Raw genomic sequence first — 17,261 nt, forward strand, 5'->3', positions numbered from 1 at the left:
TATGAACAATTTATTGCCTTTAAATCAATCTAGTAAGATTTTTACCTGCAAAATATTGGGTATTCTTACTGCCTCGTTGATTAGTTTTTCTTCGTGGGCATTTTCATTCGATGACGTGATAAAAAAAGCTGAAGATTTATCACATAAAGCTTACGAACAACCATCGAAAAATTTACCAAAAGAGTTATCATCACTTCAATTTGCCGATTATCAAAAGATTGCTTTTAATCATCAGAAGGCCTATTGGGGAAATCAAAAAACACGCTTTAAACTTGAGTTCTATCATGAAGGTATGTATTTTGATACACCAGTTAAAATAAATGAAATTGTGAACAATCAAGTCGAAGAAATTAAGTATGATCCTAGTTATTTCGATCTTAGCCAACTTCATTTAGATAAACTTGATACCAAACATCTTGGTTTTGCCGGATTCAAAGTTCATTATCCAATCAACTCACCGACTAAAACTGATGATGAAATATTTACCGCACTTGGGGGTAGTTATTTCAGAGCCGTAGGTAAGAACCAAATATATGGTTTGTCTGCAAGAGGGCTTGCGCTCGACACAGGAGAAATTACCGGTGAAGAATTTCCTCGTTTTAAAGAGTTTTGGCTTGAAAGACCAGAACCAAACCAAAAGCATTTAGTCATTTATGCATTACTCGACTCACCTAGTGTAACTGGAGCATATAAAATCACGTTAATACCAAGTGTAGATACAACTGTGACAGTGGAAGCTAAAGTTTTTTTTCGATCATCTGTTAAAAAACTTGGTGTAGCACCTTTAACCAGTATGTTTTTGTATGGACCAAATCAACCTTCACCAATATTAAACTATCGTCCAGCTATGCATGATTCAAATGGATTATCCATTTTAGCCAACAATAATGAATGGATATGGCGACCATTAAATAATCCTAAACGACTATCTTTTTCTTCTTATAGTCTAGAAAGCCCGAAATCTTTTGGTTTAATTCAGCGAGACAAAGGCTTTGATGATTTCCAAGATCTTGATGATCACTATGAAAAACGTCCTAGTGTTTGGGTTGAAATTTTAGGGGATTGGCAAAAAGGTCGAGTTGAACTCGTTGAAATTCCTACCGCTGATGAAACCAATGATAACATTGTCACTTTCTGGGTACCTAAAAAGCACTATGACGCAGGTGATATTCTTGATATAAAATATCGCTTACACTATTCTCTCAATGAACTTCAACGTTATCCAAGTAATATAGCCAGAGCAATTAGCACTCGTTTATCCTTAGGTGACATTAAACAAGCTAATTTGATTCGTAAACTTGATGGTTCTAATGCTTATGTCATTGACTTTGCGGGTCCACAATTGTCCAATCAAGATCCGGTTAAAGTAATTTCAAGTATTAACAATGGTTCAATCGTCAGTACTGAATCACAATACAACTCTTTCACCAAAGGTTGGCGTGTAATTGTACGATTTAATGTTGAAGATAGTAAAAAACCAACTGACATTCGTATTCAATTAGCTTCTGAAAAAACCAACGAGATTTTATCTGAAACTTGGAGCGGTCAATATCCTGCACAATAAAGATAATCAAATGAAAAAAAATTACTTTTCTAATACTTCTGACACCGAGAATTGGTGTCAGATAGCAAAAAACAGTGAAATGCCATCTAATGATGCCGCATTTTTAAAATATCGCTTAAACAAAATCAGTGATACTGAAACGTTCATTGATGATAGGCAGCAACTCCCTACTTACCCTAAACTTGAACGTGTTCCGGTTCAACCTCAGCTTTGGAATAAACCTTATAAAGCAAAATTAAAACCTAAAACAAGTTTAATTGCTCTTTTCCGCCGCTTGGTCATGTTTTTTCTTATTGTCATTCAAACCTATGTAGGCACAAGCTATCTATCTTCACTATTACCTTATCAAAGTTGGCAAAAAATCAACTTTATGGCTAATTGGGAATTAAACCCTGAATTAGCAATTTATAGCGTAATTCCCTATATCATCCAAGGATTTATTATTGCGTTATTTGCCATACTGTTTTTGTGGATTTCTATTGGTTTTTGGACCAGTATAATGGGACTAATTTTAGCTATCATAGGAAAAGATCGTTATACGATCCCAATCCCTAGCGATCCTGCGTCTCATATTGACAACACTCATCGAACAGCACTTGTTATGCCAATTTGTAATGAAGATGTTGCACGTGTATTTGCTGGATTAGAGGCGACTTATCAATCATTAGTTGAAACGGGTCACGCTAAACATTGTGATTTTTATATTCTAAGTGATACCAACGATCCGGATCTTTATATTAATGAGCTTAAAGCATGGACTGATTTTAATGCCCAAAAAGAAGATAATGGTTGTAATATTTTTTATCGTCATCGCAAACGCCGTGTAAAACGTAAAAGTGGTAATATTGATGATTTTTGTCGTCGTTGGGGACATTTATATGAGTATATGATGATTCTCGATGCAGACAGCATTATGACCGGTGATTGTATTTTAAAAATGATCGCCATGATGGAGATGACGCCAAACGCAGGTATTTTACAATCACCACCAAAGTCAGTCAGAATGAAAACCCTATATGGACGAATTCAACAATTCGCCAATCAAATTTATAGCGACATATTCTGTTCAGGAACCCACTTTTGGCAATTAAATGAAGCCCAATATTGGGGACATAATGCAATGATTCGTTTAAAACCTTTTATTGAACACTGTATTTTATCCCCACTACAAAAACGTAAAGGTCCACTTCATATATTGTCACATGATCTCGTTGAAGCTTCATTAATGCGACGAGCAGGTTATGGCGTTTGGATAGCTTATAATTTACATGGAAGTTTTGAAGAGCTTCCTGGCAATATGATCGAAGATCTAAAACGAGATAACCGTTGGTGTATGGGGAACTTAATCAACTTAAGATTAATCTTCAAAAGTGGAATTACACTAACCCATCGAGTCATGTTTGCCACTAGTGGTATGGCTTACATTTCATCTCTATTATGGTTAGTATTTTTAATCTTTTCTACCCTACTTTTATTGGTATTTAATTTCTCTGAACCCCAATATTTTTATCAATCTAATCAATTTTATCCCACTTGGCCTAAATGGGATGAACAGTTAGCAATAAGACTATTATCGACGACATTAATATTATTATTTGCACCAAAATTCTTTAGCTACGGCATTATTCTTGTCAGAACAAGAGCTAAGGATGTTGGTGGTATTTTTAAATTAACGTTGTCTATCATTATAGAAATGATTTGGTCAATGATTTTAGCGCCAATTCGTATGATATTTCACAGTAAATTTGTAGTTAAAGCTTGGTTAGGTAGCAAAATTCAATGGAAATCACCTTCAAGAAATGATGATTCTCTCACTTGGGGTGAATCATTCTACTTTTGCTGGCCATTGTCATTATTAGGAATTGTTTGGTTAGGTGTAATCATTTGGCTTAATCCTCAATTTACATATTGGTATATAGCCATTTTAATACCATTAACAATTTCTCCGTTAGTAATTAGAATTTCTGGACTTTCAAGTATTGGTATGAAAGCAAAAAAAGCCGGATTATTTTTAACACCAGAAGAAACACATCCAGCTAGAGTTGTAGAACTAACAGGAGAGTATTTAGTCAAAACAGAAGCAGCGTCTGTTGAACACGGTTTTATCATGGCATTAATTGATCCTGTTTATAATGCACTTGCTTGCGCATTATCGACTTCTCGTCATTTAAAGAATGATAAAAATCAGCTTCTGCGAGATGAACTGATTAAACACTATGAAAATACTGATCTTGAAAAAATTACTAAAGAACAACAACTAGCAATTTTAGAAGACCCATTCATTCTTTCTGCTTTACATTGCCATGTATGGCAACAACAAGAAAGATACGACAATTTGTTCCTAATATGGCAAAATGAACGTCAATATTAATAAATAGGGCTTAAGCCCTATTTTCCTTTTTTTATAAATAACCAAACTTCATGGATTTTTTATGACTTGGCAACCTTCTGCATCTATCAATAATCTTCTTAAACGAGCAAAAATTGTGTCTCAAGTAAGACAATTCTTTGCTGACCGTTGTATTTTAGAAGTCGAAACTCCAACCTTAAGTCAATATGCCGTCACTGATGTACATTTGAGTTCATTTGATAGCATGTTTTTCAAACCTGGAGAATTTGAGCCATCTAAAGGGCAGAAAATGACCCTGATCACCAGTCCCGAATACCATATGAAACGCTTACTTGCTGCGGGCAGTGGTCCAATCTATCAAATCTGTAAATCCTTTCGTAATCATGAAGAAGTGAGCCGAATTCACAATCCGGAATTTACCATGCTTGAATGGTATCGAATACAATTTGATATGATGCAAATGATTAACGAAGTCGATGATCTTTTACAATTTATCTTAGATTGTGAACCCGCAGAAAGGATCTCATACCAAAAAGCCTTTCAACGACATTTGAATATTGATCCTCTTGAGGCAGATCACCAAACTTTAATCAATGCAGCAAACCAACTGGATATGGGTATTAAGACCGATGATTATGATCGAGATTCATTATTACAGTGCTTGTTTACTTTAGGTGTTGAACCTCATATTGGGCAAGATAAACCTATTGCTGTATTTAATTTCCCCGCTTCACAAGCTGCCCTAGCCGTTATTAGCCAAGAAGATCATCGTGTTGCTAGTCGCTTTGAGTTTTATTATAAAGGCGTTGAGCTAGCGAATGGATTTAAAGAACTGACAAATGCGCAAGAACAAAAGCTACGATTTGAACAAAATAATCAAGACCGTATTAAACTAAACTTACCACAACAAAACATTGATATTGAATTATTAGCGGCGATGGAGGCTGGTTTACCTGATTGTGCTGGAGTCGCTATAGGGTTAGATCGTTTAATTATGCTAGCGCTTGATGCTCAGAGCCTAGCGGATGTTGTATCATTTACTTTTGATAGGGCTTAATTATGTTGAATGCATTAAGCCTAACTGATTGGATAGCAATTTTATTTAGCTTGGTATCATTGATTTTATTGATTATCCTTTTTAAATGCCAATTAACAAATACCAATTTGAAACAACTATTTGAAATTCAATTGTCTCAAAAAAAAGAGGAGTTACAAACTTTAGCCAAGCAAGTGATGCAATTAGAAAACGAGTTGAATCAATATCGCCAACAACATGTTGCCCAAAATATGAAAATTAGCGAGCTGAAAACTCGCTTAGAAGAAACACTTAATTCAGCGCATGAACGACAAACGATACTTGAGCAAAGCGAGCAACGTCTCACTACCCAATTTGAAAACCTTGCTAACCGTATTTTTGAGCACAGCGGCAAAAAAATTGAACAACAAAATAAACAAAGTTTAGATTTTTTATTGTCACCACTTAAAGACCAGCTAGAAGGCTTTAAAAAACAAGTCCAAGATAGTTTTGGTCAAGAAGCGAAAGAGCGTCATACACTGACACACGAAATTCGTAATTTGCAGCAACTCAATGAGCTTATGACTAAAGAAGCAATTAATCTTACCAATGCCTTAAAAGGAAATAATAAAACTCAAGGAAATTGGGGCGAGTTTATTCTTAGTCAAATTTTGGATAATTCTGGATTACGTTTAGGTTATGAATATGAAACACAAGTAAATTTAACCAATGACGATAATCAACGATTACAGCCTGATGTTATTGTACATTTACCTCAAGGTGGTGATGTTGTGATTGATTCAAAAGTCACCCTTGTTGCTTATGAACGCTATTTTAATGGTGAAGATGATGTCATCAAAGCTAAAGCTATGTCAGACCACTTGATAGCTGTCCGTAATCATCTTAAACAACTTAGCCAAAAAGACTACCATAAACTGATTGGGATTAATTCTTTAGACTATATTTTAATGTTTATTCCAGTCGAACCTGCTTTTTTATGTGCTATAGATCAGGATCCGTCATTAATCAATGACGCACTAAAAAATAATATTATGATAGTCAGTCCAACCACACTTTTAGTGGCATTGCGAACTATTCATAATTTATGGCGATTTGAGTATCAAAACCGCAACGCTGAGTTGATCGCCGATAGAGCAAGTAAACTCTATGATAAAGTCCGTGGTTTTGTTGAAGATATGGAAAATCTAGGCAACTGTATAGACAAAGCTCAACAAACCTTTCAAAGTTCAATGAATAAACTATCTAAAGGTCGGGGTAATGTAATTGGACAAATCGAAAAATTCCGTGAACTTGGAGTTGAAGTAAAAAAACCGATCAATCCAGACCTAGCACTGCTCTCAATGGATGAGTTAGAGCGTACAGATGATAAAATTTCAAATTAGTCATCCTAAATCAAGGATTAACAATGCTATAAGTTAAAAATTGCTAAATACCAGAATATACAGAAAAAGTGTCATTCACCATTAATAAAATAACGTGTATACTCACTGAGTAAAAAGAGGAATATCTGATGCCTAAAAAAACGATTAAAGAACCCAGTTTTGAAGAAACGCTTAAACAACTTGAGACCATCGTTACACAATTAGAAAATGGCGATTTACCCTTAGATGAAGCATTGAATGAGTTTGAGAAAGGAGTAAAACTCGCCAGAGCAGGTCAAAAACAGTTAAAACAAGCAGAACAACGAATACAAATTTTACTATCTGAAAATAGTGATGCTGAACTTTCAGATTTTTTAGTTGAGAATAATGAATAGTTTAAAATCGTTACAAGATCGGATCGATGCTTTTTTAGTATCATATTTATCTGAACAACCTGTATCCAAATTACAACAGGCTATGAACTATAGTTTGCTTGCTGGAGGTAAACGAATTCGCCCTATTTTAGTTTATTTAACAGGTCAAATGTTTGGATGCCCTCTTGCTAATCTTGATGAACCAGCAGCGGCTATTGAGTCAATACATACTTATTCGCTTATTCATGATGACTTACCTGCTATGGATAATGATGATTTACGCAGAGGTAAACCAACTTGTCATATCAAATTTGATGAAGCTCAAGCAATCTTAGCAGGTGATGCATTACAAGCACTAGCATTTACACTATTAGCTGAAAGTCAATTGATTGATGCACAATCTAAAATTAGTATGATTGCAGAACTTGCTCAAGCAAGTGGTTTAAATGGTATGTGTTTAGGACAATCCCTTGACTTACAAGCCGAACACCAATCGGTCACATTAGAACATTTACAAAAAATTCATTGTTATAAAACTGGCGCATTAATTAAATGCGCAATTCGCCTAGGAGCTTATGCTAGTGGTAACGGTGCTAAACCTTATTATGAACATTTAGATCATTATGCCGAAGCGATTGGACTTGCTTTTCAGATTCAAGATGACATTTTAGATATCATCGGCGAACAAGCGATCATGGGTAAGCCACAAGGTTCGGATGTTGCTCATGAAAAAAGCACTTTTCCAGCATTAATTGGCTTACAAAAGGCTCAACAAATGACTCAACAACTTTATCAACAAGCTATCGATAGTATTAAGCAAATACCTTATAATAGTAAGCCATTACAAGATCTTGCTAGCTTTATTATTAATCGTAATAGTTAATATACTAACTAAATGATAAAAATGAATTTAGATAATTATCCTCTTTTAAGACAGATTAATTCACCAGTCGATCTTAGACGTTATCCGCTTTCGCAATTGCCAGCAATTTGCCAAGAGCTTAGGCAATTTTTATTAACTTGTGTTAGCCAATCTAGTGGCCATTTAGCATCAGGGCTTGGCGTAGTTGAATTAACTACTGCTTTACATTATGTCTATCAAACCCCATTTGATAAAATTATTTGGGATGTCGGACACCAAGCTTATCCACATAAAATTTTAACGGGTCGTCGTGATCAGATGCTCTCTATTCGCCAAAAAGACGGTATACATTCTTTTCCATATCGAGAAGAAAGCGAATACGATGTATTAACAACTGGACATTCCTCAACATCAATCAGTGCAGCTCTGGGGATTGCTATTAGTGAACAAGCAAAACAATCAGGTCAAAAAGTTGCTGCCATTATTGGAGATGGTGCATTAACAGCAGGTATGGCATTTGAAGCAATGAATCATGCTGGTCATATCAAACCCGATATGTTAGTGATTGTAAATGATAATGATATGTCCATTTCTGAAAATACCGGAGCATTAAATCAGCATTTGACACAAATTTTATCAAGTAAAGCTTACGCATCTTTTCGAGAAAGTGGTAAACGAGTGCTTTCCAATATTCCGCCTTTAAAGGAACTATTCAAAAAAACTGAAGAACATTTAAAAGGTTTAGTCACCCCTGCCATTTTATTTGAAGAACTAGGTTTTAATTACATTGGTCCCATTGACGGACATGATGTCGAAAATTTAGTCGCAACGTTACAAAGAGTTAGGCAATTAAAAGGACCGCAATTATTGCATGTCATTACACAAAAAGGTAAAGGCTATGAGCCTGCTGAAAAGAATCCTACACTCTGGCATGGTGTACCAAAGTTTGATCCCATTGATGGAACATTTCCTTTAGATAAAAAAATAGCCCCCACCTATTCACAAGTTTTTGGTGAATGGCTGTGTGAAATGGCGGAAAAAGACAAACGATTGATAGCTATTACACCGGCAATGAGTGAAGGTTCTGGCATGACAGAATTTGCTAAACGCTATCCGAATCAATTTTATGATGTAGCTATTGCAGAACAACATGCGGTAACGTTAGCGGCAGGTTTTGCTATTAGTGACTTTAAACCGATTGTGGCAATCTATTCTACTTTTTTACAACGTGCTTATGATCAGGTTATTCATGATATTGCAATACAAAATCTACCAGTTCTATTGGCTATTGATCGGGCCGGCATCGTTGGTGCAGATGGCGAAACCCATCAAGGAGCCTTTGATTTAAGCTTTTTAAGATGTGTACCCAATTTTGTTATTATGACGCCGAGTGATGAGAATGAATGCCGACAAATGCTCTATACGGGTTACCTTCATCATGGACCAGTAGCTGTACGATATCCTAGAGGTGAAGGAACGGGTGTGAATTTAGAACCATTAAAAACAATACCGCTTGGACAATCTAAGCTATGTCGAGAAGGTGAAAAGATAGCTTTACTTAATTTTGGCACATTACTCCCCGAAGTTTTACAAGCAGCAGATCAAATTAATGCTACAGTTATAGATATGCGTTTTGTAAAACCATTAGATGAGAAAGTACTTTTGCAGATCAGCCAAACACATAATATACTAGTGACTATAGAAGAAAATAGTATCAAAGGCGGTGCGGGAAGTGGCGTCGGTGAATTTTTGTTATCGAAAAAAATAAAATGTGATATTTTAAATATTGGATTACCTGACAGATTTATTCCGCAAGGATCACAAAGTGAAATTCGTGCTGAAATGGGATTAAACTGTGAACATATTATCGATAAAATCAATAAATTTATAAATTAATAGGTAAAATATGGAAACTCAAGCTGTCACTATTCAAATTTTTGGACGAACATTAAAATTTAATTGTCCAGTTGATGAAGTTGACGCACTAAATAATGCCGCAAAAGATCTTGAATCACGTTTAACAAAATTACGTGAAAAATCACCTCAAGTTGGTAGTGATCAATTGATCATGACTGCGGCACTAAATATTTCTTATGAACTCACAAAAGAAAAAGAAAAAAGTGATCAATTTAGTGGTCGATTAAAATTATTACAACAATTGCTTGATTCAGCTTTAACAACGAACAGTGAATCATTTTAATTGTAAATTTAATAAAAATACAGTTGTGTGATTTTTTAAATTTTGTATTATGTTATTCATCTCTGGGATGTTCGCGATTAAGGGTTAGTCCCCTGAGCCGATATTCTTTATTTTAGAATGACGTGACTTTTAATTGGTGTGTATGCCTTTATATAAGGAAACCTAAAAATTAAAACGCGTTGTTCACCTTGAGCCTTGGGTTCAAGGGTTACGACCCTAACGACATCTTGGAGTGTTATTCTTTCTTATAAGTGATAACGTCATGAATATCCGTCAGATTATTCGTCAAAAGAGGCGCCAATTATCTCATCATGAACGTGCAATGGCACAGCAATTAGTCTATCAAAAAATAGCTAATCATTCTGCGATTCATCAAGCAAGTAATATAGCCATATTTTTATCTTTTGATGGCGAAATCGAAACAAAACCTATTATTGAATACTTGTGGCAACAAAATAAATCTGTCTATTTACCTATTATCCATCCTTTTGTGTCCACTCATTTACTTTTTATTCAATACACTCCTAACAGTCAATTAATCAAAAATAAGTACGGTATACTTGAACCTGTTTTAAATGTATTAGATGTCATTCCCTATCAAAAATTGGATATTGTTTTCACCCCTTTAGTTGCATTCGATAATCGAGGTTATCGTCTGGGAATGGGGGGAGGATTTTATGATCGCTTGCTAGCTAATTATAAAGCAGACCAAATTTTACCTATTGGTTTAGGTTTTGCCTGCCAAAAAGTTCAGCGGCTTCAAAATCAGCCATGGGATATACAATTACCCGAAATTATTTATGCCTAAATCGCATTTACAATTTAATTTGGAAAAATGGTTAAAATTTGTATCATTTAATATTAATAAGCGGTATACTTGTTCTTGCTTCATTTCTTAACATTGTTTTTCAAACAATGGCAATTCAAAAGTAATATTTGTAAATTACAATCTTTTTTTACAGTATGTTATTCATCCTTTTAGTTCTTTTTTTGTTATGTATTATTGTTTCATATTTAAGTCTTAAAGAATAAACATTCTAACTCATGGTGGAATTTTATTCCTTTAAGACTTTTTTTTATATAATAAAAAGGAGTGCTGCAATGTCAGAAAAAAAAGCCTTAACCACCAACAATGGAGCACCAATAGCCGATAATCAAAATTCCCGTACCGCTGGTCCTCGTGGCCCTGTGTTAATTGATGACTATCAGCTTATTGAGAAACTTGCACAATTTAATCGTGAAAACATTCCTGAAAGACGTGTACATGCCAAGGGTTCAGGTGCGCACGGTACGTTTACCGTGACTAATGATATCACTCAATATACTTATGCCAGTATTTTTGCCAAAGTGGGGAAACAAACTCCCGTATTTGCCCGATTTTCTACTGTTGGTGGGGAACGTGGTTCATCCGATACAGCTCGTGATCCAAGAGGATTTTCCGTAAAATTTTATACCGATCAAGGTAACTGGGATATTGTAGGTAATAATACACCAGTATTTTTTATACGTGATACCCTCAAATTTCCAGATTTTATTCATACCCAAAAACGTGATCCCAAAACCAACTTAAAAGATCCACAAATGATGTGGGATTTTTGGTCTTTATCACCAGAATCACTCCACCAAGTCACCATCCTCTTCTCTGACCGTGGTATTCCTGACGGTTTCAGGCATATGCATGGTTTTGGTAGTCATACTTACAGTATTATTAATAAAGATAATGTTCGGACGTGGGTTAAATGGCATTTTAGAACTGAACAAGGCATTAAAAATATCCATCCTAAAAAAGCAGCCGAATTAGATGGGAGTAATCCAGATTCAGCCCAAGAAGACTTATTTAATGCGATTGAACGCGGTGACTATCCTAAATGGCGCCTTTACATGCAAGTAATGACTGAAGAACAAGCCAATCATCATCCCGAAAACCCTTTTGATGTCACAAAAGTGTGGTCACAAAAACAGTATCCATTAATTGAAGTGGGCGTAATGGAACTTAATCGTAATCCAGAAAACTATTTTGCTGAAGTTGAACAAGCCGCATTTGAACCAAGTAATGTCGTGCCTGGAACGGGGTTATCGCCAGATAAGATGTTACAAGGGCGAATTTTTGCGTATGCCGATGCACACCGTTATCGTATAGGCACAAACTACCAACAATTACCAATCAATGCGCCGAAATGTCCGGTACACAATTATCAACGTGACGGAGCAATGCGCTTTTATACACCAGATAATGCGCCTAATTACGAGCCAAATAGTGTTGATAGCGCACCTAAACAACAACCACAATATGCTGAGCCACCGATGCATGTGCCTGCGGGTACAATGGATAGGCATGATCATCGTGTTGACGATGATTATTATTCACAGCCACGCGCATTATTCAATTTGATGAATCCCGATCAAAAACAGCTATTGATTGATAATATTGTCGGTTCAATGAAAAATGTTGATCGTGATATCCAAATTAGGCAGCTTAAGCATTTTTATAAAGTCCACCCTGATTATGGTTCAGGGATTGCCAATGGGTTAGGAATTGAAATCGATCTTATCAAAAGTTAGTTCACCTCATAACCAATGTGCCGACTTTGCTTAATCGGCACGATTTAATTTATGGTTATAATAAATCTGGCGTCAAGTTAAATAGACATGCTATTTATATGCATTTATTCTTATTTTGGCTGGCGAACAGGACTTAACTTTATTGTTGAAATTTAACACGGTTTTGATGGCTATTTGGAAGAATTGTTTGAGAAAAGAATAGAATATTGTTTAATTTACAGCTTGGTTAGTGGTTTAACTAAACCAAGCTTTTTATCCTACTTAGTTATTTATTTTTTTGTCTGACTATCTCAAATAAGCAAACGCCCGTTGCTACCGAGACATTAAGCGAAGACACAATTCCCGCCATTGGAATACTGACCAATTCATCACAATGTTCTTTGGTTAATCGTCGCATTCCTTCCCCTTCTGCGCCCATAACCAAAGCCAATGGAATACTCGTTGATGATTTGTAAAAGTCAGTTTGATAAAGTGTACGTTCTGCTTCTCCAGCCGTGCCCACAATCCACACGCGATACTCATCTTGTAACATTCGCATGGTACGCGCTAAATTGGTAACCCGAACAACAGGGATACTTTCAGCGGCTCCACAAGCTACTTTTTGTGCCGTCGAATTAAGCGGAGCCGAACGATCTTTCGGGACTATAATAAAATTAACCCCTGCTGCGTCTGCTGTTCTGATGCAGGCGCCAAGATTATGCGGATCTGTCACGCCATCTAAAATCAAAATAACGGGATTGGGTTGCTGTTCCATCAATAATGGAATATCATTTTCCTGATAACCACGACAAGGTTTTACTACAGCTAAAATACCTTGATGTACACCATTTTTAGATTTGTCATCTAACCACTGGCGGTGGGTTATTTTAACGATTAAACCAAGTTGCTCTATTTCATGCACAAGACTATTAAGACGTTTATCTTCTCGCCCTTTAGCGATGTAAACCTCAATAATTCTTTCAGGAGCACGTGTTAATAGTGCTTCGATAGCATGAATACCATAAACTGTTTCACTCATCTATTTTTTACTCTTTACTTTCTTACTTTTAGCCGTTTTACTTGTTGATGTCGAGGCGATTTTAGTCGCATTTTTATCTACCTTTTTGCGCTTTCCTTTATTTTTATTTGTCGCTTTGACCTTTTTTTTAACGCTGCCACTCACTACCGATTTTTTATTTTTACGCTTTTTAGTCGACGCAACATCCTTATCATTTTTATCATTTAGCTGTTTAGCCTTAGTTTTTGCGGTTTTGCCTTGCCGTTTAGGCTTATTATTACTACTGACCAAGGCAAAATCAATTTTTCTTTCTTCAGGATTAACATTTTCTACTTTAACGCTAACTTTATCACCTAAACGGTAACTGTAATGGGTATTTTCACCAATTAAACGATTTCGTGAAGCGTCATAAATATAATAATCATTCTCAAGCGATGAAACATGTACCAGACCGTCTATAAACAGATCATCTAATCTGACAAAAAACCCGAAGTTCACAACACTTGATATGGTACCATTAAAGACTTCACCCACATGATCTTGCATATAATCACACTTGAGCCAATCAACCACATCACGCACAGCCTCATCGGCTCGACGCTCAGTCAGTGAACAATGTTCGCCAAAATAGAGCATTTCGTTAACGGTATAACGATGCCCTCCTGTCTTACTGGTTTTATGCTGTTCATTGGCTAATATCCACTTAATGGTTCGATGTAACAGTAAATCCGGATAACGTCGAATTGGCGAGGTAAAATGGCCATACTCTTCAAGTGCAAGCCCAAAATGACCCCGATTTTCTGGATCATAAATCGCTTGTTTCATCGATCGTAAAATAACTGTCTGTAACATATCACTATCAATTCGATCTTCTATCGCTAGCATCAATTCGGCAATATCTTTTGATTTTGGATTAATACCGCCACCTAACGATAATCCTAGTTCTTGTAAGATGCTACGTAAGTTATTCATTCGCTCTTCATCTGGACGATCATGAACACGAAACAAAGCAGGTACTTCGGCCTCAATCACCAGTTTTGCCGCTGCAACATTAGCTAAAATCATACACTCTTCAATAATCTTATGTGCATCATTACGTTGCGCTAACTCAATACTTTCGATCCGTTTATCAGCATTAAAAATAAATTTCGGTTCTTCCGATTCAAAACCAATCGCTCCACGAGTAATTCTCGACTTATCCAATACTTTGTATAAACCATATAAGTTTTCTAAATGTGGCACTAAATCATGATAATGTTGACGGAGTTCTTCATCACCATCTAAAATTTTTGCAACTTTGGTGTAAGTCAATCTTGCATGTGAGTTCATCACAGCGTCGTAAAATTGATAACCGGTCAAACGACCTTTGTTTGATATGGTCATCTCACAAACTAAACATAGTCTATCTACCTGTGGATTAAGCGAACAAAGACCATTTGATAACGCTTCTGGCAACATCGGCACGACACGAGAAGGAAAATAGACTGATGTACCACGTAAGCAAGCTTCTTTATCAAGTGCTTTATCGGGTCTGACGTAATAGCTAACATCAGCTATTGCCACCCATAATCTATAACCTCCACCACGATTTTTTTGGCAATACACGGCATCATCAAAATCACGTGCATCTTCACCATCAATGGTGACTAAAGGTAGATCCCGTAGATCTTTACGTCCTTTTTTAGCTTTTTCAGGCACTTCATCACCGAATTTACTCACCTCTTTTTCAACAGCTTTAGGAAATTCATATGGGATTTCATGATTACGAAGTGCAATATCAATGGCTAAGTTTGTGCCCATGATTTCGCCAAGGACTTCTTTAATGATACCGACCGCTTTTTGGCGACGTTCAGGGCGTTGTTGTAACTCAACAACGACGACCGCTCCCATGCGTACAGTGCGTTTCGGTTTACCAGTGATTAAAATATCAAAATTTAAGCGACTATCATCCGGCACCACAAATCCAACGCCTTGTTCAATAAAGTAGCGACCAACAATTAAATTACTGCGGGGCTCTAAAATACGCACAACACGTGCTTCTGTTTTTCCGCGATATTGGTTACTCAGTGGTTGGGCTAAAATCACATCACCTTGTAAGACTTTTTTCATCTGTTCTGGCGATAAAAAGTAATCTTCAGGTTTTCCTTCAACACGTAAAAAGCCAAAACCATCACGGTGTGCAATCACCTTCCCCTTAACCATATCTAACTTTTCAGGAAGTGCATAACATTTACGGCGAGTGAACACGACTTGACCATCGCGTTCCATTGCACGCAAGCGACGATGTAATGCTTCTTTTTGTTCTTCATTTTTGATAGAAACGGCTTGAGCAATTTTTTCTAAGCTAGCAGGTTTCGCCTCTTTGGTAAGGTAATCTAAAATTAACTCACGACTGGCTATCGGAGAATCATATTTCTGCGCTTCTCGTTCATAAAATGGATCGTTTATCATAAGGAATATCCAGAGATCATATTTAATCGGTAGCATAACATAGAGTTATGTAACTTAAAATAAACATTCCTTTTTACTACTAATCTTTATCGATATAATTTACATAGCTAAACAAAACTAAATTATTAAAATTAAAACCGAATATCATTCGGCTCTTTTAAGTCTATAACTGACATAAATTCAATCATGTTTTAGTTATCTATTGAGTGTTTTTTTCACGTTCAATGGCGCGATAACCGATATCATGACGATAAAAACAGCCATGCCAATGAATTTTATCAACTTGCTGATAAGCACGTTGCTGAGCTTCCAGTACTGTATTTCCTAAAGCGGTAACACAAAGCACGCGTCCACCATTAGTATAAACCCGACCTTTTTCCAAACACGTGCCTGCATGAAAAATTTTACAATCATCAGTTGATTCAACTGGTAAGCCTGTTATAACGTCTTGAGTATTATAATCAGCAGGATATCCGCCTGCAGCCATCACCACGCCAAGGGCAGGTCTTGGATCCCATTTAGATTTCACCGTATCTAATTTGCCATTTACAGCAGCTAGACACAATTCAACTAAATCTGATTGCATACGCATCATAATCGGCTGTGTTTCAGGATCACCAAAGCGACAATTAAATTCAATTACTTTGGGGTTACCCTGTTTATCAATCATTAATCCTGCATACAAAAAGCCAACATAAACATTGCCTTCTTGTGCCATGCCATTTACAGTTGGATAGATGATTTGTTCCATGACTTTGGTAAAGACTTCGTCTGTCACAACAGGGGCCGGAGAGTAAGCGCCCATTCCCCCCGTATTGAGCCCCGTATCACCGTCTCCGACTCGCTTATGATCTTGACTTGTTGCCATTGGCTCGACATGCTTACCGTCAACCATAACAATAAAACTGGCTTCTTCTCCCGCTAAAAACTCTTCAATAACCACACGATGACCAGCATCACCAAATGCATTACCGGCTAGCATGTCACGAACGGCATCTTCTGCTTCTTTTTGAGTCATGGCAACAATCACCCCTTTACCGGCTGCAAGTCCATCAGCTTTAACGACAATTGGAGCGCCTTTTTTTCTGAGATAAGCAAGTGCAGGCTCAATTTCAGTGAAATTTTGATATTCAGCAGTAGGAATATGATGTCGTGCTAAAAAGTCTTTAGTAAATGCTTTTGAACCCTCGAGTTGCGCTGCTGATTTAGTAGGACCAAAGATTTTTAATCCTGCCTTTTGAAAGCTATCAACCACGCCTAACACTAACGGATTTTCGGGACCAACAACGGTTAAGTCTATTTGCTGGAGCTGAGCAAAATTGAGTAAACCATCAAGATCATTCGCTTTGATATCAATGTTTTCTATATTAGGTTCCAGTGCAGTACCTGCATTACCTGGTGCAACAAACACTTTTGTAACGAGTGGTGATTGTGCCACTTTCCAAGCTAAAGCATGTTCACGTCCACCACTACCGATAATTAATACTTTCATCCCCATTCCTTT

General features: G+C 36.5%; 13 protein-coding genes and 1 other RNA gene. 11 read left to right on the forward strand and 3 right to left on the reverse strand.

The features are described 5' to 3' along the window. Position 1 precedes the first annotated feature (1 nt). From GYM75_RS08015 to GYM75_RS08065, 11 genes are all read left to right on the forward strand, one after another. Positions 2 to 1,564, forward strand: coding sequence for a glucan biosynthesis protein G (locus GYM75_RS08015; protein WP_220215456.1), 1,563 nt, complete (start codon positions 2 to 4; stop codon positions 1,562 to 1,564). Between the two features lie 10 nt (positions 1,565 to 1,574). After that, positions 1,575 to 3,935, forward strand: coding sequence for a glucans biosynthesis glucosyltransferase MdoH (gene mdoH / locus GYM75_RS08020; RefSeq protein WP_220215457.1), 2,361 nt, complete (start codon positions 1,575 to 1,577; stop codon positions 3,933 to 3,935). Positions 3,936 to 3,996: 61 nt separating this feature from the next. Then, the gene (gene epmA / locus GYM75_RS08025; RefSeq protein WP_220215458.1) at positions 3,997 to 4,971 is read left to right on the forward strand and encodes an elongation factor P--(R)-beta-lysine ligase; all 975 of its coding nucleotides are present in this window, start codon (positions 3,997 to 3,999) and stop codon (positions 4,969 to 4,971) included. 2 nt (positions 4,972 to 4,973) lie between these two features. Beyond that, on the forward strand, positions 4,974 to 6,332 hold the full coding sequence (gene rmuC, locus GYM75_RS08030) for a DNA recombination protein RmuC (protein ID WP_220215459.1): 1,359 nt from the start codon (positions 4,974 to 4,976) through the stop codon (positions 6,330 to 6,332). A 128-nt stretch (positions 6,333 to 6,460) separates the two neighbouring features. Continuing rightward, positions 6,461 to 6,706 carry an exodeoxyribonuclease VII small subunit gene (gene xseB / locus GYM75_RS08035; protein ID WP_220215460.1) on the forward strand — a complete coding sequence of 82 codons (246 nt, stop codon included), beginning with the start codon at positions 6,461 to 6,463 and terminating at the stop codon, positions 6,704 to 6,706. After that, positions 6,696 to 7,568 carry a (2E,6E)-farnesyl diphosphate synthase gene (ispA, locus tag GYM75_RS08040; protein WP_370632173.1) on the forward strand — a complete coding sequence of 291 codons (873 nt, stop codon included), beginning with the start codon at positions 6,696 to 6,698 and terminating at the stop codon, positions 7,566 to 7,568. The genes xseB and ispA overlap by 11 nt, the downstream gene beginning before the upstream one ends. Before the next feature lie 15 nt (positions 7,569 to 7,583). Beyond that, a complete protein-coding gene (gene dxs, locus GYM75_RS08045; RefSeq protein WP_370632174.1) occupies positions 7,584 to 9,443 on the forward strand; it encodes a 1-deoxy-D-xylulose-5-phosphate synthase in 1,860 nt (619 codons plus the stop codon). Positions 9,444 to 9,453: 10 nt separating this feature from the next. Continuing rightward, positions 9,454 to 9,747, forward strand: coding sequence for a cell division protein ZapA (gene zapA / locus GYM75_RS08050; RefSeq protein WP_220215463.1), 294 nt, complete (start codon positions 9,454 to 9,456; stop codon positions 9,745 to 9,747). 56 nt (positions 9,748 to 9,803) lie between these two features. Beyond that, a non-coding RNA gene (gene ssrS / locus GYM75_RS08055) (6S RNA) lies at positions 9,804 to 9,984 on the forward strand. Between the two features lie 25 nt (positions 9,985 to 10,009). Further along, positions 10,010 to 10,555, forward strand: coding sequence for a 5-formyltetrahydrofolate cyclo-ligase (locus GYM75_RS08060; RefSeq protein ID WP_220215464.1), 546 nt, complete (start codon positions 10,010 to 10,012; stop codon positions 10,553 to 10,555). A gap of 293 nt (positions 10,556 to 10,848) precedes the next feature. Further along, positions 10,849 to 12,309 carry a catalase gene (locus GYM75_RS08065; protein WP_220215465.1) on the forward strand — a complete coding sequence of 487 codons (1,461 nt, stop codon included), beginning with the start codon at positions 10,849 to 10,851 and terminating at the stop codon, positions 12,307 to 12,309. A 265-nt stretch (positions 12,310 to 12,574) separates the two neighbouring features. Here GYM75_RS08065 and rlmB read toward each other — a convergent pair whose 3' ends face one another. From rlmB to purD, 3 genes are all read right to left on the reverse strand, one after another. Then, positions 12,575 to 13,327 (reverse strand): 23S rRNA (guanosine(2251)-2'-O)-methyltransferase RlmB, encoded by a 753-nt coding sequence (rlmB, locus tag GYM75_RS08070; protein ID WP_220215466.1) that lies wholly within the window; start codon positions 13,325 to 13,327, stop codon positions 12,575 to 12,577. Next, positions 13,328 to 15,757: a ribonuclease R gene (gene rnr / locus GYM75_RS08075; RefSeq protein ID WP_220215467.1), complete on the reverse strand. Its 2,430-nt coding sequence runs from the start codon at positions 15,755 to 15,757 to the stop codon at positions 13,328 to 13,330. It lies immediately after the preceding gene. A 199-nt stretch (positions 15,758 to 15,956) separates the two neighbouring features. After that, on the reverse strand, positions 15,957 to 17,249 hold the full coding sequence (purD, locus tag GYM75_RS08080) for a phosphoribosylamine--glycine ligase (protein ID WP_220215468.1): 1,293 nt from the start codon (positions 17,247 to 17,249) through the stop codon (positions 15,957 to 15,959). Between the last annotated feature and the right edge of the window lie 12 nt (positions 17,250 to 17,261).

Origin of the sequence: Gilliamella sp. ESL0441 (assembly GCF_019469185.1) — a bacterium.
Classification (GTDB): Bacteria; Pseudomonadota; Gammaproteobacteria; order Enterobacterales; family Orbaceae; genus Gilliamella.